Source organism: Chryseobacterium luquanense, assembly GCF_026460945.1.
Classification (GTDB): Bacteria; Bacteroidota; Bacteroidia; order Flavobacteriales; family Weeksellaceae; genus Chryseobacterium; species Chryseobacterium luquanense.
This window is the reverse complement of the sequence record NZ_JAOVZV010000001.1, coordinates 380,681-399,549: the sequence shown is the minus strand read 5'-3', so window position 1 is coordinate 399,549 and position 18,869 is coordinate 380,681. Positions and strand designations below refer to the sequence as shown.

Here is an 18,869-nt window from a genome sequence, read left to right as displayed (position 1 = left end):
CAGAGTTTTCATTTAACCATTAGAAATGTAAAACTTTAATGAAAAAAGTATTTTATCTTAATACGTGTGACACTTGCAGAAAAATAATAGGACAATTTAATCTTAAAGAATGGGAACTTAGAGAAATCAAAAAAGAACCTATAACGAAAGAGGAAATTGAAGCAATGTACGAACATACAAAGTCTTATGAAGCTTTGTTCAGCAAAAAATCAACTCAAATCAAATTGAGAGAATTAGATTTAAAAACATTGACGGAAGATGATTTTAAAGAATTGATTTTAGACCATTATACGTTCTTAAAACGTCCGGTTTTCCTTACCGGTAAAGAGATTTTTGTAGGAAGCGAAAAAGCTACTGTTACAAGCCTTAAAGATTATTTCAGAGGAGAATAGTAATTTCAACTCCTATAATTAATAAAAAACCTCACAGATTTTTGAATCTTGTGAGGCTTTTTTATGGCTCAAGAATTCTGCTGGAAACAAAACACAGTTGACAGAAGTTCCCAACAGGTTGCGTGAAACAAAACGCAGTTGACGGAAGTTCCAAACAGATTGCAGGACACAAAATGCAATTGAAAGAAGTTCACAACAGAGTGCGTGAAACAAAACGCAGTTGACGGAAGTTCCAATCAGATTGCAGGAAACAAAATGCAATAGAAAGAAGTTCCCAACAGATTGCGTGAAACAAAACGCAGTTGACGGAAGTTCCAAACAGATTGCAGGAAACAAAATGCAATTGAAAGAAGTTCCCAACAGATTGCGTGAAACAAAACGCAGTTGACGGAAGTTCCAAACAGATTGCGGGAGACAAAATGCAATTGACGGAAGTCTTAACCAAACTGTGTGAAACAAAACGCAATTGATAGAATTCAAAAAACATGTGTTTTATAACCAAACAACTTTTCAAAAAGTCTGAATCAATCGGATAAATATTATTTGGTTGACCGGATTTTAGCCCGGATAGAAGCGACATCCTTTTGTGTGGCGGATGAATTGCGAAACTTTGACAAGAAGTCGTAACACAAAAGATATAGTGGATAGCCGGATCAGCTTCTAAAAAATAACCGCTTCATCAAAATGATAAAGCGGTTTTTCTATAATTAAAAATTTTCTGCTTACACGAATGGCATTTTTACCACTTTTGCAGGAATATTTTTGTTTCTTACCTGAATGAAAATTTCAGTTCCCAGTTTGAAGTGAGGCTTGTCTACATAAGCGATTCCCAAACCGATTTTTTTCATTGGAGACTGGGTTCCAGAAGTTACTTTTCCAATTACATTTCCTTCTGCATCTACAACAGGGTAGTCATGTCTTGGAACGCCCTTATCTGTCAATTCAAAACCAACTAATTTTCTGGTAACGCCTACTTCTTTCTGTTTTGCGAAAATATCTTTAGACACAAAATCTTTGTCAAATTTTGTAATCCAACCTAAACCGGCTTCAATTGGAGAAGTAGTGTCGTCGATATCCATTCCGTAAAGACAGAAGCCTTTTTCAAGTCTCAAAGTGTCTCTTGCAGCCAATCCACAAGGAATAATTCCTTCTTCGGCACCTGCTTCGATAATAGCATCCCAAAGTTTTTCAGCAGATTCGTTGTTGAAATAAATTTCAAAACCACCGCTTCCTGTATAACCTGTATTAGAAATAATCACATCACTTACGCCTGCAACAGAACCAACGGTGAAGTTATAATAAGGAATTTCAGAAAGGTTAGTTTCCGTTAATTTTTGAAGAATTTCAGTAGCTTTCGGTCCCTGAACTGCCAATAAAGACATTTCGTCTGACGCATTCGTCATTTTTGCTCCGAAAGTATTGTATTTTGAAATGTGATTCCAATCTTTCTCAATATTTGAAGCATTTACAACAACAAAATATTTTTCATCTTCCATTTTGTAAACGATTAAATCATCTACGATTCCACCATCTTCATTAGGAAGGCAAGAATATTGCGCTTTTCCATTTTCTAAAACATCTACATTGTTTGTCGTTACAAACTGCAAAAGGTCTTTTGCACCCGCTCCTTCGATGAAAAACTGTCCCATGTGAGAAACGTCAAATAATCCCGCTTTTTCTCTTACGGCAAAGTGTTCTTCCGTTACTCCGGAATATTGTACAGGCATTTCAAATCCTGCAAAAGGTACTATTTTCGCTCCCAAAGAAACGTGTTTGTCGTACAATGCTGTTTTGTTCATGTTTACTATTATATTTATTTTTTAATTTTAAAACTTTCAAAAGCTTCGTTGAAAACTTTCATATAATTTCCGTTCCAGTGTTTTTCCTGGCAATTAATGCTTATCAGGAACATATCTGTGTTTTTCTGATATAATTTTGTAACCCAGAACAGCTTTTCTTTTTCATCAAAATACTCATATTCATATTCTGAATATCCTTTTTTGCTTCCTGTATTTTTTACTTTTTTCTCGTCATCCGAAGAATTGTACAGCGCCAAAATAAATTTCTTCACTTCGGTTTTTGGCAATTCCAAATCATGATACTCTGAAATGGTAATCGCTCCAATCTGATTAGTCGGGAAAATATTTACAATTCCCTCATCATTCGTTGCTTTCCAAGTATCGGGCACTGTGATTGAGTAATTTTCACTTTCATAAAGTTCACTTCCTAATTTCTGTGAAAATGAATAAATGCTCAGTAAAAATGTTACAATTAATAAAGTTTTTTTCATCGGTGTGTTTAAAAATGGTGTTTATATTCTTCCAAAATGATTTTAAACCATTCTGTAAATTGTTCTGGATGTTCAGAAATTTCTTTATCTAAATTATCGAGTGAAATGTAGCGAATTTCTTCCACTTCATTTTTATTTAAATTAAACTCTGAATTATATATTCCTGTGAAGACATGGTCAAGCTCATGCTCCCAAAGTCCCCCTCCAACATCTGCTTTATAAATAAAATGAAATTTTTCTGAAAGTTTGGCATCAATTCCGAGTTCTTCATTCAGCCTTCTTTTTGCACCTTCAAGATAAGTTTCTTCAATTCTCGGATGTGAACAAACTGCATTCGTCCATTGGTTTGGAGAATGATATTTCTCTGAAGTACGTTTCTGCAAAAGCATTTCTCCATTTTCGTTAAATAAAAAAACCGAAAAAGCACGGTGAAGCAAACCATTGATATGAGCCTGCTGTTTTTCCATTAAACCTAAAACATCATCTTCGGGATTTACTAAAACTACCAATTCTTCCATTCCTACAAATTTAAGTTTTAAACGTGATTTTGTAAAATAAATGTTTAGTTTTTTTAATATTTATGAAATGTTGGCTTTTTATTAAGTGAAAAATATTCGCTATAATTATGAAAAATGCAACAGAATCTTATAATTTATTAAGTTTAAAATTGATTTTGTGTTAAATTTTTAACATAAACTAAGATTAATACTTCTCTTTGAATCATAAAGTGTAACTTTGCACTTTAAAATTTTGAACGATGGAACTAGATTATATTGAGCATATCAGTCCGATTTTAAAGGATGGAGTAAAGAATTATCTGATCGATATCGACGGGACAATTACAGACGATGTTCCAAATGAAGAGCCGGAAAGAATGGTCACTTGTGAACCTTATCCCGATGCATTGGAAACAGTAAATAAATGGTATGATGAAGGTCACCAAATCTGTTTTTTTACTTCAAGAACGGAAAATCTGAAACAAATTACAATCGATTGGTTAGATAAACACGGTTTTAAATATCACAGTGTATTGTGTGGAAAACCAAGAGGCGGAAACTATCACTGGATCGACAATCATTTGGTAAGAGCAACACGCTACAAAGGAAAGTTTACTGATTTGGTTGAGAAGCAAGTAACCATTGAAGTTTTTAAAGATTAAAATCTAATATAAAGAGATTTAAAAATTAAACAACTAAAGTATAACACTTGAAATTCTTTAATTTTTAAATCTTTCAATTTTTAAATAGTAAAACATTTTATGAAAGTTTTAGCAAACGACGGTTTAGACCAGTCAGGAATTGATGCATTAACAGAAAAAGGATTTGAAGTAATCACTACAAAAGTTCCTCAGGAATTTCTTTTAGATTACATCAATGAGCACAAAATTCGTACAGTTTTAGTAAGAAGTGCGACGCAGGTAAGAAAAGATATTATTGATAATTGTCCGTCACTGGAAATCATCGGAAGAGGTGGAGTAGGAATGGATAATATCGATGTAGATTATGCAAGAGAAAAAGGAATCCACGTAATCAATACGCCTTCTGCTTCTTCAGAATCTGTTGCTGAATTGGTTTTTGCACATTTATTTTCCGGAGCAAGATTTTTGCAGGATTCCAACAGAAGAATGCCTTTAGTTGGAGATACCGAGTTTGCTTCACTTAAAAAAGCTTACGCTGCAGGAATTGAACTGAAAGGAAAAACCATCGGAATTATCGGAATGGGAAGAATCGGTCAGGAAGTTGCTAAAATCGCTTTAGGTCTTGGTATGAGGGTGATCGCTGCAGATAACATGATCGGAAAAGCGAGTATAAAAGTAACTTTTTATAACAATCAGTTCATCAATGTTGATATTGAAACTGAACCTTTGGATGCCGTTTTGAAGCATTCTGATTTCATTACACTTCACGTTCCCGCTCAGAAAGAAGGTTATATGATTGGAAAATCACAGTTTGAAATGATGAAAGATGGTGTTGCGATTGTAAACTGTTCAAGAGGTGGAGTAATTGATGAAACAGCTTTAATTGAAGCTTTGGATTCAGGAAAAGTACGTTTTGCAGGTCTTGATGTTTTCATCAACGAACCGACTCCGGCAAAAGAAATTATCACGCATTCTAAAATCTCTGTAACCCCGCATACAGGTGCTTCAACTTTGGAAGCTCAGGATAGAATCGGACTTTCTTTGGCTGAACAAATTTCAAGCATTTTTCAGATTCATTAATTTTGAATCTTTAAGAATAAAAAAACGCCGCAAATTTTGCGGCGTTTTTTTTATATATTGTTTTTTGTTTTCAACAAATCTCTGATTTCCATTAATAATTTCTGGTCTTCAGTTGGTCCTGCAGGAGCTTCAATAGGCGCTTCTTCTTTTTTACTCAAACTTGCAATTCCTTTAATTAGCATAAATAAAACAAATGCTACAATTAAGAAACTAATTACAGAAGATAAGAAATTTCCATATTTTACGCCGTTCCATGAAAGTTCTGCAATGTTTTTTACATTTGCTTTTTCCAAGGCCGGATTCAACAATAGAGGCGTAATAATATCATCTACAAATGATTTTACAATCGCACTGAAAGCTGCACCGATAATTACACCGACTGCCAAATCAACGACATTGCCTTTAAAAGCAAAATCTTTAAAATCTTTAATAAATCCCATAATTTATATTTTTAATTGTTTTACACAAAAGTATTATTTTAAAATAGTAATCTTAAAAGTTTTGGACACTTTTTTGGTTTAAATTATTAATATTTTTAAATAATTATGATTAAATTTAATAAAAATCGGAATTAATGAAAGTTTTTACGACAGAAAATATCAGAGCAACAGATAAATATACTATTGAGAATGAACCCATTTCTTCTGTAAATTTAATGGAAAGAGCGGCTTCAAGTTGTGTTGATTGGATTTCTACAAACAGTAAACATTATACAAAATTTGCCATTTTTTGTGGAAACGGAAATAATGGAGGTGATGGGTTCGCAATTGCAAGAATGCTGTATTTAAAAGGTTTTGATGTCGATGTTTTTATTAATAAAGAGAATTTGAAATTTTCTGATGATGCTTTAATAAATTTTAAAAGATTAAAAGATATTTCAGGAATTTCTGTGAAAGATTTCAGTGAAACTGAAAAGTACAATTTTGAAAAAACGGTTATTATTGATGCGCTTTTCGGAACAGGTTTATCAAGGAATTTAGATGGGATTTATAAAGATTTAATTGAAAATTTAAACATTAAAACCAATCCTAAAATCTCAATAGATATTCCCTCAGGAATGTTTGCAGATCAATTGAATGATGGGAATTCTGTTATTTTTAAAGCAAATTATACGCTGACTTTTCAGTTTTGGAAAAAGACATTTCTTCATCCTGAAACGGGTAAGTTTGCCGGAAAGATTATTGTTTTAGATATAAAGTTAAGTCAAGACTTTATTGAGAAAACTCAAACTGATGATTTTGTGATTGATGATGAATTGATTTTAAAAATCTTTAAGCCTCGTGACGATTTTGCTCACAAAGGAACTTACGGTAAATCGGTTATTGTCGGAGGAAGTTATGGAAAAATTGGAGCGGCCGTTTTAGCTACAAAATCAGCTTTGAAAAGTGGTTCAGGTTTGACATTTGTTTTGGCTCCGAATTGTGGTTATGAAATTCTTCAAAATACCTGTTCTGAAGCCATGTTTATAGAAGGCGGTGAAAAATTTATCACCCAAATTGATGAAATAGAAAATGCAGTTTACGGAATCGGTCCAGGTTTAGGAACTGATGAAGAAACAGAAAAAACTTTATTAAAATTTCTTGAAAATCATAGTTCTCCGTTAATTCTGGATGCAGATGCTTTAAATATTATTTCTAAAAACGAAAACGGTTTAAAATTAATTCCGAAAAAATCGATTATTACTCCACATCCGAAAGAATTTGAAAGACTTTTTGGAAAAACTGAAAATTCGATTGAAAGATTAAATTTGGCCAAGACAAAAGCAAAAGAATTAGAAATTTATATTGTTTTGAAAGACCATCACACTCAGGTTGTAACTCCAAAAGTAAAGGTTTTGTATAATATTACGGGTAATTCCGGTTTGGCAAAAGGCGGAAGTGGCGATGTTTTGACAGGAATTATTACCTCACTTTTAGCTCAAAAGTATTCATGGGAAGAAGCCGCAATTCTCGGAGTTTGGCTTCACGGAAAAGCCGCAGACTTAGCTTCAGAAAAGTATTCAAAAGAATCGATGCAAGCGACTGATGTTATTAATGAAATCGGAAACGTATTTCTTGATTTAAACAAAAAAGCCACAACATTGTTGTGACCTTTTGATTTTTATGTGAATTGAAATTATTCAGGTTTAGCATTTTCAGCTTCAGTAATTTTAAACTTTTTAGAATAAATCATGATGACAAATCCTGCAATCATAAATGGAATTGAAAGAATTTGACCAGTATTTAATCCTGCAAAAGAAATAAACTCGTCACCTTGAGGTTCTTTCAGGAATTCAACAAAGAATCTGATTGCCCAAAGAATGATGAAAAACAATCCGAATAACCATCCTTGCTGATATTTTTTGTTTGTTTTTCTGTATAAAACCCAAAGTAAAACAAATAATAAAACGTATCCAATTGCCTCGAATAACTGAGCCGGATAACGTGGAACTGTTACTCCATATTCGCTGCTTTGTTGTGGGAAAAGCAATGCAAATGGTGAGTTAGGATCAACAGGTTTACCGATAATTTCAGAATTGAAAAAATTACCCATTCTTACAAATGCGCCACCGATAGCTACCACAATTCCTAATCTGTCATATACCCAAAACGGATTTTTCTTGATGATTTTAAATGAATAATAAAGTGTTGTGAAAATCAATGCAATGGTAGCTCCATGACTTGCCAATCCTGAAAATCCTGTGAATTTTAAGCCATTTTTTGTACTAATTGGTAAGAAAACACTCCAGAAATCTTCTTTGAATAATTCAGGCTGATAAAAAATAACGTGTCCCATTCTTGCGCCTAAAATCGTTCCGATTAATGTCCAAGTAAAAAGCGGCTCAAGATATTTTTGATTTACATGATCAATGGTAAACATTTTTGTCATTAAAACATACCCTAAACCAAACGCACAAATAAACATTAAGCTATAAAAATGCAATGTGATAGGTCCTAAATTAATTCCTGAAACCGGATCCCAAATTTTATAAGGGGTTTCCAAAGAAACAGTTTCTGCAGAAGTGATCGGTGTTTGTGTTTTGATCACATATTTCAGAGTTTCAATATTATCTTCAGTAACCGTTGTATTTTCAATTAATTTAAAATCTTTATCAAAAAATTGATATTTTGCATTCTTATAATTGGCTAAAATCATTGAACTACTGATGAAATGCGATTTTTCAACATTAGATTTATTCAGAATTATCAAAGTGTTTGGGTTTTTATTAACCTGAGCAAAAGAGTCAAGCTCAGAAAGCTCTGAAGTTGCAAAAATCTTAACAGGAATATCTTTAGCATTAACTTTTAAAGTTCCGTCTGACAAACCATCTTTGTAATTCTGAGCAAAAATACATTGAGTAACCAATGCAAATACCACAAGATAAATTCGGAAGAAAATAGTATTCATTTTTATATTTTTAATTTGAATATTTTTTATTTTTTCGGAGGAACGGGATCATAGCCGCTTCCGCCCCAAGGATGACATTTTGAAATTCTTTTTACACCCAGCCAAAATCCTCTAAAAATACCGTGAACCTGCAGAGATTCTACCATGTAATGGGAACAAGTTGGCTCGTAACGGCAGTTTTTTGGAAGTAAAGGCGAGATAAACCATTGGTAAAATTTGATGAGAATTACCAAAGGTGATGTAATGATTTTATTAAATGAAAGTTTCAAAACATTGCAAAAGTAGGTTAAAAAATTGAAATTTAGTTTAATTTTGTTTCAAGTTTCGGGCAGGTGAAGACATGATTCATGAAATAAATTGATTGTTTTGTCGATTCTTTTTATTCAGATTATCTTAATCTCTTTTAATAAGTTTGAAACTATATTTTAACTTCAAATAAAAAAAATCTTGAATCATAATACTCCTTTAGCAGAAAGATTAAGACCGAAAACTTTAGATGAAGTTTTGGGACAGGAACATCTTACCGGGGAAAAAGGCACGATAAGAAAAATGCTGGAAAATGACAGCTTAAATTCTCTCATTCTTTGGGGACCTCCTGGAACAGGCAAAACTACTTTGGCAGAAATTATTTCAGAAAAATCAGGAAGAAAATTTTTTAAACTTTCTGCAGTTTCTTCAGGGGTAAAAGATGTGCGTGATGTAATTGAAGATGCAAAAAAACAAAATCTTTTTTCCGGAAAATCACCGATTCTTTTTATCGATGAAATTCACCGTTTTAATAAATCTCAACAAGATTCTTTGCTTCATGCTGTAGAAAAAGGCTGGGTGGTTTTAATTGGTGCTACAACTGAAAATCCGAGTTTTGAAGTGGTTTCGGCATTGCTTTCCCGAAGTCAGGTTTATATTTTGAAAGCTTTGAGTTATGATAAATTGGAAGAACTGATTGATATTGCATCAGAAAGATTTAATAAAGATGAAAATTCTCAATTTGTCATTAAAGAAAAAGAGGCTTTCATTCAATATTCAGGTGGAGATGGAAGGAAATTAATTAATTCTGTAGAATTGGTTTTGAATCAGTTTAAAAATTCTTCTACTAAAGAAATTACCAATGATGATGTAATGTCTGTTCTTCAGGAAACAATGGCGCTTTACGATAAAAATGGTGAACAACATTACGATATTATCTCTGCTTTCATTAAATCTATGCGTGGAAGTGATCCGAATGGAGCTGTGTATTGGTTGGCAAGAATGATTGCGGGTGGAGAAGATATTAAGTTTATCGCAAGAAGAATGTTGATTTTGGCTTCTGAGGACATTGGTTTGGCAAATCCGAATGCTTTGGTGATTGCAAATAATTGTTTTCAGGCGATTAACGTGATAGGAAATCCCGAAGCGAGAATTTTATTGAGTGAAACGGCAATTTATCTTGCGGTTTCTCCGAAAAGTAATTCTGCTTACATGGCGATTAATGAAGCATTAGCTTTTGTGAAGAAAACTGGAAATCTTCCGGTTCCGTTACATTTAAGAAATGCTCCGACAAAACTGATGAAAGATTTAGATTACGGAAAAGAATATAAATATGCACATTCTTACGATGGAAATTTTATAGATCAGGATTTTTTACCTGAAGAAATAAAAGATGTGAAATTTTATGAACCTGGAAATAATGCAACTGAAAAGAAAATCTACGATGAGCTCAAGAAAAAATGGTCTCATAAGTACTAAAAAAAAACGGCTGTTCAAATTTGAATAGCCGTTTTCAATATAATTTTTGTTAAATTATTTCTTGTTTGTAGTAATCACTAAAGATTTTCTGCCATCTACAGTTTCTACTTTCATGTCTGCAATAATGTCTGCAAAAATATTGATATCTGTATTTTTGAATTCATATCCTTCGATGAAAACAGGGGTATCTTGTGGAAGACCGTTTTGAGCATTAAATTTAGCTAAAGACATAAAGTCTAGCGTTCCGAAACTACTTTTGAAAGTAACTTCTGATAATCCGTTATCTGCTAAAAACTCATATTTTTTAAGATTTTGAGGCAGGTTTGCTTTTGTTTTATAAACATTTACCTTTTGTACATGTTCCTTGTTTGAGTCAAATAAAGCTACGGTTCCAACATTACCATTTGAAACAGCAAATTTTACGTTAGGATTTTTTTGAGCAAATAAAGTTGCGGAAGCGAAGATTAGTAAAGAATATAGAATTTTTTTCATAGTTAATAATATAAGTGTTAAAAACTTGATAAATATACTTACTTTTCACAAAATATCAATGAAAATTTAAAATTATTTATAAAATATTGATAGATAATGGTTTTTTATGCTGTTTTAAATATTATCATCATCAAAATCATCATTCTTTTCAACCAAATTTTTAAGCATATTTTTAAATTTTTGAAACATAAATGAGCTCAGCAATAAAATTATTCCTAAAATAATAAATGCGATGATTCTTGAGACATTATCCATTTGCCAAACATCGTAGAGATACAATTTGAGAATGGTAATTCCGAGTAAACTGAAACCAATTTTGTTAAGTTCAGAAATATCTTTTTTAATTCCGGAAAAAATAAATCCACAAGCTAAAACCGCCCAAATAATCGGTAAATACAAAATGCTGAAATGTTCTTCAAGCTGAATAAGATTTTCAATAGTTGTAGTATTTAAGAAAATATAAATTCGGTAAAATTCAAAACTAATGGTAAGAATAACGACAAAAGAAACAAGCCAGTAACCTATTTTTTCTTTCAAAAATTCTGTTTGAGTAATTATTTTTAAAATTAAATATAAAAGAGGCAAAAGATAAATCAAATGAACAAAGTAAAAATTGAAACCAATTTCATTTTTAATTACAGCATCAACAATTTGAGATGAACAAATATGTGCAATAAATAGAAAGAGCAAACCGTAAATTAAAGTATTAATTAAATTTTCGGATAAGTTTAATTTGTTTTTTGTAATTAATAATAAAGTTACCAACGAAATACTGTAGAGAAAGCTATAGGTAAGGATAATTATAAAATTTTCAGAAGAAAGCTGATAAATCAATTCAAATAAACCTGAAAAATAGATAATTCCAAAACATACGATTTTAAAGATATTTTCAAAAAATTCGGTGTCACTTTTTTCTTTGGATTCTTTTTTAAGTAAAATTAAATTAAAAATAACCGTCGAAATCACCACTAAACTTGTCAGAAATACAGGATTAAAAATGATGGTTAAATTTTTATTTCCATTAATATATTCTGCCCAAGTCATCATTTGAGATAAGATCACCAACGGAAAAAGGAAATAGAAAAATATTTTGAAAATATTATGATTGGTTTTTTTCCATATATATAATAGGAGAGAAGCTTCGATTGCCCAAACACTGGTTATTAAATGAGTTTTAAACTGTAATGCAATCGCTAAAGTTAAGAGACTGATGCTGATTCCTGCAAAAACTGAATAATTTCTCTCGAATTTCTTATTTTGATATTCTCTGAACATAAAAAATGCATTCGCCATCGCAAAAGTCAGCGGAAAAATACTTAAAGGCTCATATCTCAAAACGTTAAAGATGTAAACCAATCCGATGATGCTGGAGAAATTAATCAGAACCAACATTAAAATATCGAGCTTTGAAAGCTTATTTGTTTTAAAGTAATTCTGAAGTGCAAAAGCATAAAATATAATGTAAGTGACAATATAAAAGATAATGCTTGTAAGATCAGTTTTCTCAACCGTCCAAAAATAAAGATAGATTGCCGTGAAAATAAAAGCAATCCAGCCCACACTTTTCCAGCTTTTCAAATAAACAGTAATTAGCATTCCGATATTTAATAGTGATATATAAGTGAAAAGGAAAACATAATTGCTTTGTCCGGTACTTATCATTAAAGGCGCCAAAAAGCCTCCAAACAAAGAAAAAATGATGAGTGTTTCACTATTATATTGGTAAGAAAGGAAAATTGAAAGTAGTGTAATTGCACAAGTAATTAAAAATGCAATGTTTTGTGTAAATAAATTATACTCTCGAAATGCAATCGTTGTCGTAAAATAAAGCACAGCAATTCCTCCGCCTGTAATGATTGACGAAAATATGCTGTAATTTTTTCTGATAAAATGTGCTGTAACAATCAGAACCAATCCCGAAAGAAAACCAATTCCTGTTCTTGCGTTTTCGCCAATCCAGTTTTTATCGATGGCATATTTTACAAAATAACCGATTCCTAAAACCAAAGTGAAAACCCCGATGATTGTTAAAATATTCTGTTTTACAAAATCAAATAATGGAGTCAGCCAATCTTTTTCAGGCTCCGAATTGTCTTGAGTGGTTTCAGAAAGTATGTTTTCCTGAATTTCAACCTTCTCGTTTTGTAGATTTTCAGGTTTAATAGTTTCTGAGAAAGTATGGTGAGGTTGCTCAATATTTACTTTGTCTTTTGATAAATCGGAAATTTTCTGTTCCAGAATTTGAATTTTTCTGTTCAGATTTTGATAAATTAAAATTATCAATACGATTAATATGACAATTAAAGCATTAACCATTCATTTCATTTGTACCAAATATAGTGATTTGAAAGTTTAAGCCTTGAAGGTTTTCGAGTAGATTTAATTATTTTCTTCTTTCCAGTTTTTTTCTATTAATTTCATTAAAAAATCAGGACATTTTATAACTTTATTTGTTTCGGCATTCAAAAAGAAAAGGGTAGTGGAAGCTTCAGTGATTTTTACTTGATCTTCGTTGAAAATTTCATATTCAAATTCTATTCTCACTCCCGGAATTTTTCTCATAAAAGTGTGAATTTCTAATTTTTGGTCGTATAGTGCTGGTTTTAAATACTTAATTTTATAATCTGAAACCGGAAGCCAAATCCCCTGCTTTTCAATCTCGTCATAAGAGATTCCGATGCTGCGAAAAAGTTCCACGCGGCCCAATTCAAAATAGGTTGCGTAATTTCCGTAATAAACGTATTTCATGGGGTCTGTTTCTGCGTAACGTACTCTTAATGAGTGTTTTGAGTGTATCATTTTAAGCTTTGAATTATACATACAAATATATTTTTAAATAATCAATAAGCGAAATATTTTTTTTTAAAGATAAAAAACATGACCTTTGTCTTCCTCCTAAAAACGACTAACCAAAGAATAATCAGGGCATAAAAAATGGATGAAAATTTAATGATGATATGGCAGAAATGCCTTCAGTTTATGCGAGACAACCTCAATGCAGCTGAAGATAATTCTGATCTTAAAAAGCTTGAAAAATCTTTCGATTTACTATTTGACAAAGTACAGCCAATTTCGTTGGTTGACAATAATCTTACGTTGATGGTTCCGAGTGATTTTTACAAAGAATATATTGAAGATAACTATCTGTCATTGCTTTCTGCTGCCCTAAAGAAAAACATTGGCAAAGGCGTTAAACTTTGGTATTCGGTAATGGAAAATAAGCCAAGTGGTTTAGAAAAACCTGTTACCATGAACATGAAAGGGAAAACTGTTCCTACTCCGAAAGTTCAGGAGACAATGCCACAAGGTTTTTCCGGTAATATTGTAAATCCTTTTGTTGTTCCGGGAATCAAAAAAGTAAATATTGATTCTAATCTTAAAGCTGATTTTTCTTTTGATAATTATGTAGAAGGAGAAAGCAACAAATTTGCTTCTACGGTTGCAAGATCAATTGCAAAAAGACCTGGAGCAACAGCTTTCAACCCATTATTTTTATATGGAGGTTATGGTGTTGGTAAAACGCACTTAGGTCAGGCTGTAGGTTTGGAAGTAAAAAGCCAGTTTCCGGATAAAGTGGTTCTTTATTTATCTTCAGAGAAATTTATTCAACAATTTATTTCATCAGCAAAAGCCCACAAACAGACAGAATTTGCCAATTTTTATCAAATGGTAGATGTTCTGATTATTGATGATATTCAGTTTTTGTCTGGAAAATCTGCAACACAAGACAGTTTCTTCCATATTTTCGATTATTTACATCAAAACGGAAAGCAGATTATCCTTACTTCAGATAAAGCTCCGGTTGATATTATGGATATTCAGGACAGAATTGTTTCTCGTTTCAAATGGGGACTTTCTGCCGAAATCAAATCTCCGGATTTGAGTACACGTAAGCAAATTATCGTGGATAAATTAAGCAGAGACGGTATTGTTCTTACCGAAGATATGCTAGATTTCCTTGCAGCAGAAGTGAAAACAAACGTTAGAGAACTAATTGGTGTTATTAATTCTGTAATCGCCTATTCTACGATTTATAAATCAGATTTAAGTCTTGAATTATTAAAGGAAACAATCAGTAAAATTGCGGCAAATCAGAAAAAAGTCATCAATATTCCTTATATTCAGGATGTTGTTTGTGATTATTTCGGAATTAAAAGAGAGCAACTTTTATCGAAAACCAGAAAAAGAGAAATCGCTCTTCCTAGACAATTGGCAATGTATTTCGCAAAAGAATTTACCAACGCTACTTTTACCAAAATCGGTGAAGAAATGGGCGGTAAAGATCATTCAACTGTAATGTATGCTTGTGAAACGATTAAAGATGTTTCTAAAATTGATAAGGAAATAAAAAAATACGTAAAAGAATTGACAGAAAAAATCAAACATTAATTCTGTACAAAATAATTATAGAAAGGAGAATAGAATTATTCTCCTTTTTTTATTTAGATTTGTTTTAAAAGGAATTTTTAATTAAAATTTTAAATGATATTAAAATGAAAATCTTAATGGTTTGTCTAGGAAATATTTGCAGAAGTCCTTTAGCAGAAGGAATTATGAGGTCAAAACTTCCCGAGGATTTCTTTGTAGATTCTGCCGGAACAATTGATATGCACAAAGGAAATCAACCCGATAAAAGATCAGTAAAAACGGCGTTAAAATACGGAATAGATATTTCAAAACAGACTTCAAGACCCATTACCGCAGAAGATTTGACTCATTTCGATAAAATTTACTGTATGGATTTGAGTAATTTGGAAAATGTAATTTCTTTAGCTCAAAATGAGGAACAAAGAAGTAAAATTTCATTATTAATGGAAGCTGCAGATTTAAATCATGCTTCAAGAGAAGTTCCCGATCCTTATTGGGACGGAATTGATGGTTTCGAAAAAGTATATCATCAATTGGATGAAGCCTGCGAAAGAATTGCTGAAAAACTTCTCATTTCAAAAACTCAAAATTCATAATTTATAATTCATAACTCTTCAAATATGCTTTTTCTACTTCCCGCTTATCTTTCAGAAAATACTTCTATCAATCATTTTTCGCCTGTAATAAAAGATTATATCATGCAGACCGATTATTTTTTTGTTGAAAATGAAAAAACAGCAAGAAAAGTAATCAAATTTTTTGCTCCAGAGAAAAAACAGTCAGATTTGAAGCTTTTTCTTTTAGATAAATACACAGAGAATGCAGATATCAAAGAAGCTCAGGACAGAATGCTGAATGGTCAGGATTTTGGTTTGCTTTCAGAAGCGGGGCTTCCATGCATTGCTGATCCCGGAAATTTAATTGTAAAATGGTGTCACGAAAAAAATATCAGAGTGATGCCTATTTCAGGACCTTCATCTATTATTTTAGCTTTAATTTCAAGTGGTTTTAATGGTCAGGAATTTACTTTCAATGGTTACCTTCCTATAGAAAAAGGTGAGAAGAAAAAGAGGATTCAAAATCTGGAAAGCGAACTTCAGAAAACGGGCTATTCTCAGATTTTCATGGAAACACCTTACAGAAATAATGCGCTATTTGAGGATTTAATTAAATTTCTATCACCTAATGCAAAGCTTTGTATTGCAGCAAATATTAATGATCCTGAACACGAATTTATAAAAACAAAAACGATAAAAGACTGGCAAAAACAAAAGCCTGAATTGCATAAAGTCCCTGCTGTTTTCGTTTTAGGAAAATAATTTTAACCTTACGCAGATTCATCAAATTGAGGAGATTATTCGTGATATTTGTAAACTCATTATGAAATTAATGTTTTAAAAAATCCTTAATTTATTATTTAACAGCCATTAACAACTCTTTAGCATCATTCTTGTCATTACATACTTATAACATTAAAAATATTAAATATGTCTGACAAAAAATTAGCTGGTCTTTGGATCGATACTCAAAAAGCGGTAGTTGTAAAAAATCATGATGCACAAAATGCATTCAAATTTTTCTTATGCAGTCCGGTAAAAGCAATTATCCAACACGGGAACTCAAGTGAAAATGCGGGAAACAACGCTGAACAAACCAATAAAGTAAAATTCTTCAAAGAGGTAGAACATCTTCTTACAAATTCTGAAGAAGTGTTGATTACCGGTCCTGGAACGATTCAGGAGGAACTAAAAAAACATTTGCATGAAACTGCACAGTTTAAAGATTTAAAAATAACTTTAGAAACTTCGCAACAAATGTCTGATGAACAAGTTTTAGAAACTGTAAAGACGCATTTTAATGCTTAAATAAATGGTTTATTGCAATGAAACATCCGAATATTAAAAGTATTCGGATGTTTTGTTTTGCTATATTATTTTTTCAATCTGGTTTTTCGCCATTTCCTCCAAATTAAAATAATAATCGGAATTAATAAAAAGAAAGGCCAAAAAGAGATAATTCCAAGGAAAAAGGCTACAAAACTGTTCCAGCCTTCCGTAAATGAATCTCCAAATCGGCTTCCGAAACCAATGTTTGAAGTTGCCGAGCTTCTTACTTTTTCTTTATATAAAACTAGATTCAATGTGCTGTAATTTACACGGTCATCAATGAAGCGAAGTCTGCCTTCTGAAACGTCAATTTCATCTTCAAGCTCACGAATATTCTCCTGAATTTCCAACATGTCTTTCGTTGTTTTTGCACTTCGAAGCATATCGCGGTATTTTTCAAGATAAATTTTCTTGTTGTCTAATTTTATCGAAACATCGGTATATTCTTCCGTCACATCATCCGAAGAAATACTTTTAGATAAAACGGAACCTATTCCATTAGAGAAAGAATTAATTAAACCATCAAAATTTTTATGCGGAACCCGTATCGTTAAAAACAATCTTTCATCAATATCTGTATTAATAAAACGTTCTGTTTGGATATAAGCATTATTCTTTTTTACAATTTCATTGGTTTGATTTTTTGCTTTTCTAATATCTCCAACCTGAATTTCTATTTCACCATTTTTAATGATTTTCTTTGCAATGACATTATTTTCCGGTGCTGAAACTTTGGGTTCGGTATTTTCTTCTTTAGCAGAAACCATTGCACTTATTGGAACTTCCTGTTTTGGTGGAGGTGGAGGAGGAATTTTATCCTCAGAAATAACTTCCATTAGTTGAGTTTTTACTTCTTCCTGATTTTCAGATTTATTGCAATTAAACAGGATAAAGAGGGATAATGTAATAAATATTTTTTTCATAGATCAATTTTTGTGAGTTTGAGCAAAAACTATGCTTAAAAATCAGAATTACTTTTATATTTTTATGAAATGAAAAAGATTCTTTTAGTATTTTCGTTTTTACCTTATTTATTTTTCGCTCAGGAAACTCCTAAATTAACGGATGAAATGGCCATAAAACTTTCAGAAAAACCACTTCACTGCATCAATCAGGAATATCCAAATAAAACGGCACATATTATTAATAATGAAAATGAAGTAACTCTTAGCCCGAAAGATCTACATCCTAGTTTTTATGGCTGCTTTGATTGGCATAGCTCTGTTCATGGACATTGGATGTTAGTTCGTTTGTTAAAAACAAAGCCTAATTTATCGGTTGCAAAAGACATCGAAAATATTTTAGACAATTCATTTAAAAAAGAGAATTTACAGATTGAAGCAGATTATTTCACAAAATATCAGTTAACAACAACTTTTGAAAGAACTTACGGGTGGGCTTGGTTGCTGAAACTTGACGAAGAACTTACAACCTGGAATCACCCAAAAGCAAAAATATGGCATCAGAATTTAAAACCTTTAACTGATAAAATTCTTGCTTCATGGAAAACCTATTTACCAAAACAAACCTATCCAAACAGAACGGGAGTACATCCAAACACGGCTTTTGCAATGGTTTTTGCACTCGATTGGGCGAGAGCAACTGGTGATAAAGCATTTGAAAACGAGCTCATTGAGAAGGCAAAATATTTTTATTTAAGCAATACAAAAACGCCCGCATATCTTGAACCGGATGGTTCAGATTTCTTCTCGCCAAGTCTTGAAATAGCAGATTTAATGCGAAGAATTCTTCCTCAAAAAGAATTTGTAAAATGGCTTGACAATTTCTACGAAAAAAGAAGTCTTGAAAATATTTCTAAAATACCAGTAGTAAGTGATTTAAGCGATTATCAAACCGTTCATTTAGTTGGTTTGTCGTTCACAAAAGCTTGGTGTATGAAAGGAATTGCAAAGTCTCTTCCCGATAATCATCCTTTGAAAAAAGAATTCCAAAAAACAGCGACAATATTTTTAAATAGTGGACTTCCATTACTATTTCAGGGGAATTACGGCGGAGATCATTGGCTCGCAAGTTTTGCAGTATATGCTTTGGAAGATTAAAGCAAAAAAATCTGCCAAATTTTGACAGATTTTTAAGTAAATTTTTTGTGA

21 protein-coding genes are annotated in these 18,869 nt (G+C 31.9%); 11 read left to right on the top strand and 10 right to left on the bottom strand.

Annotated elements, in window-relative coordinates; all coding sequences use genetic code 11:
- Positions 1–38: 38 nt before the first annotated feature.
- Positions 39–392, top strand: a complete 354-nt coding sequence (locus OEA66_RS01860; protein ID WP_267279750.1) for an arsenate reductase family protein — start codon at positions 39–41, stop codon at positions 390–392.
- 220 nt (positions 393–612) lie between these two features.
- The gene (locus OEA66_RS01855; protein ID WP_267279749.1) at positions 613–780 is read left to right on the top strand and encodes a hypothetical protein; all 168 of its coding nucleotides are present in this window, start codon (positions 613–615) and stop codon (positions 778–780) included.
- A gap of 334 nt (positions 781–1,114) precedes the next feature.
- Here the strand turns inward: OEA66_RS01855 and gcvT are convergent, their stop codons facing one another.
- From gcvT to idi, 3 genes are read right to left on the bottom strand one after another with little or no spacing between them, the layout of a single operon-like run.
- The gene (gcvT, locus tag OEA66_RS01850) at positions 1,115–2,191 is read right to left on the bottom strand and encodes a glycine cleavage system aminomethyltransferase GcvT (protein WP_267279748.1); all 1,077 of its coding nucleotides are present in this window, start codon (positions 2,189–2,191) and stop codon (positions 1,115–1,117) included.
- A 14-nt stretch (positions 2,192–2,205) separates the two neighbouring features.
- A complete protein-coding gene (locus OEA66_RS01845) occupies positions 2,206–2,682 on the bottom strand; it encodes a hypothetical protein (protein WP_267279747.1) in 477 nt (158 codons plus the stop codon).
- Positions 2,683–2,690: 8 nt separating this feature from the next.
- Positions 2,691–3,200: an isopentenyl-diphosphate Delta-isomerase gene (idi, locus tag OEA66_RS01840; protein ID WP_267279746.1), complete on the bottom strand. Its 510-nt coding sequence runs from the start codon at positions 3,198–3,200 to the stop codon at positions 2,691–2,693.
- Between the two features lie 239 nt (positions 3,201–3,439).
- Here idi and OEA66_RS01835 point away from each other — a divergent pair, with 239 nt between their 5' ends.
- Positions 3,440–3,841, top strand: a complete 402-nt coding sequence (locus OEA66_RS01835; RefSeq protein ID WP_179474488.1) for an LNS2 domain-containing protein — start codon at positions 3,440–3,442, stop codon at positions 3,839–3,841.
- Positions 3,842–3,940: 99 nt separating this feature from the next.
- Entirely contained in the window at positions 3,941–4,900 is a 960-nt protein-coding gene (locus OEA66_RS01830) for a D-2-hydroxyacid dehydrogenase (RefSeq protein ID WP_267279745.1), read from the top strand.
- 50 nt (positions 4,901–4,950) lie between these two features.
- Here OEA66_RS01830 and mscL read toward each other — a convergent pair whose 3' ends face one another.
- The gene (mscL, locus tag OEA66_RS01825; RefSeq protein ID WP_267265720.1) at positions 4,951–5,340 is read right to left on the bottom strand and encodes a large conductance mechanosensitive channel protein MscL; all 390 of its coding nucleotides are present in this window, start codon (positions 5,338–5,340) and stop codon (positions 4,951–4,953) included.
- 134 nt (positions 5,341–5,474) lie between these two features.
- On the opposite strand from mscL, the gene OEA66_RS01820 reads away from it, so the two are divergent.
- Positions 5,475–6,989 (top strand): NAD(P)H-hydrate dehydratase, encoded by a 1,515-nt coding sequence (locus OEA66_RS01820; protein WP_267279744.1) that lies wholly within the window; start codon positions 5,475–5,477, stop codon positions 6,987–6,989.
- A gap of 26 nt (positions 6,990–7,015) precedes the next feature.
- Here the strand turns inward: OEA66_RS01820 and lgt are convergent, their stop codons facing one another.
- Together lgt and yidD are read right to left on the bottom strand one after the other, a co-directional pair.
- Complete coding sequence (lgt, locus tag OEA66_RS01815) at positions 7,016–8,287, bottom strand: prolipoprotein diacylglyceryl transferase (protein ID WP_267279743.1); 1,272 nt, start codon at positions 8,285–8,287, stop codon at positions 7,016–7,018.
- A 26-nt stretch (positions 8,288–8,313) separates the two neighbouring features.
- Entirely contained in the window at positions 8,314–8,556 is a 243-nt protein-coding gene (gene yidD, locus OEA66_RS01810; RefSeq protein ID WP_267279742.1) for a membrane protein insertion efficiency factor YidD, read from the bottom strand.
- 178 nt (positions 8,557–8,734) lie between these two features.
- On the opposite strand from yidD, the gene OEA66_RS01805 reads away from it, so the two are divergent.
- Complete coding sequence (locus OEA66_RS01805) at positions 8,735–10,012, top strand: replication-associated recombination protein A (protein WP_267279741.1); 1,278 nt, start codon at positions 8,735–8,737, stop codon at positions 10,010–10,012.
- A gap of 54 nt (positions 10,013–10,066) precedes the next feature.
- Here OEA66_RS01805 and OEA66_RS01800 read toward each other — a convergent pair whose 3' ends face one another.
- The 3 genes from OEA66_RS01800 to OEA66_RS01790 form a co-directional block, all read right to left on the bottom strand.
- On the bottom strand, positions 10,067–10,504 hold the full coding sequence (locus OEA66_RS01800) for a hypothetical protein (RefSeq protein ID WP_267279740.1): 438 nt from the start codon (positions 10,502–10,504) through the stop codon (positions 10,067–10,069).
- Positions 10,505–10,618: 114 nt separating this feature from the next.
- Positions 10,619–12,820: a DUF2339 domain-containing protein gene (locus tag OEA66_RS01795; protein WP_267279739.1), complete on the bottom strand. Its 2,202-nt coding sequence runs from the start codon at positions 12,818–12,820 to the stop codon at positions 10,619–10,621.
- Between the two features lie 63 nt (positions 12,821–12,883).
- On the bottom strand, positions 12,884–13,303 hold the full coding sequence (locus OEA66_RS01790) for an acyl-CoA thioesterase (RefSeq protein WP_267279738.1): 420 nt from the start codon (positions 13,301–13,303) through the stop codon (positions 12,884–12,886).
- 135 nt (positions 13,304–13,438) lie between these two features.
- Here OEA66_RS01790 and dnaA point away from each other — a divergent pair, with 135 nt between their 5' ends.
- From dnaA to OEA66_RS01770, 4 genes are all read left to right on the top strand, one after another.
- Positions 13,439–14,893 carry a chromosomal replication initiator protein DnaA gene (gene dnaA, locus OEA66_RS01785; RefSeq protein WP_267279737.1) on the top strand — a complete coding sequence of 485 codons (1,455 nt, stop codon included), beginning with the start codon at positions 13,439–13,441 and terminating at the stop codon, positions 14,891–14,893.
- 104 nt (positions 14,894–14,997) lie between these two features.
- On the top strand, positions 14,998–15,468 hold the full coding sequence (locus OEA66_RS01780) for a low molecular weight protein-tyrosine-phosphatase (RefSeq protein WP_267279736.1): 471 nt from the start codon (positions 14,998–15,000) through the stop codon (positions 15,466–15,468).
- A 24-nt stretch (positions 15,469–15,492) separates the two neighbouring features.
- Positions 15,493–16,191: an SAM-dependent methyltransferase gene (locus OEA66_RS01775; protein WP_267279735.1), complete on the top strand. Its 699-nt coding sequence runs from the start codon at positions 15,493–15,495 to the stop codon at positions 16,189–16,191.
- A gap of 168 nt (positions 16,192–16,359) precedes the next feature.
- Positions 16,360–16,737 (top strand): hypothetical protein, encoded by a 378-nt coding sequence (locus OEA66_RS01770; RefSeq protein ID WP_267279734.1) that lies wholly within the window; start codon positions 16,360–16,362, stop codon positions 16,735–16,737.
- 65 nt (positions 16,738–16,802) lie between these two features.
- On the opposite strand, the gene OEA66_RS01765 is transcribed toward OEA66_RS01770, so the two are convergent.
- Complete coding sequence (locus OEA66_RS01765; protein WP_267279733.1) at positions 16,803–17,681, bottom strand: DUF4349 domain-containing protein; 879 nt, start codon at positions 17,679–17,681, stop codon at positions 16,803–16,805.
- A gap of 69 nt (positions 17,682–17,750) precedes the next feature.
- Here OEA66_RS01765 and OEA66_RS01760 point away from each other — a divergent pair, with 69 nt between their 5' ends.
- Positions 17,751–18,818 (top strand): DUF2891 domain-containing protein, encoded by a 1,068-nt coding sequence (locus OEA66_RS01760; protein ID WP_267279732.1) that lies wholly within the window; start codon positions 17,751–17,753, stop codon positions 18,816–18,818.
- The last annotated feature ends 51 nt before the right edge of the window (positions 18,819–18,869 follow it).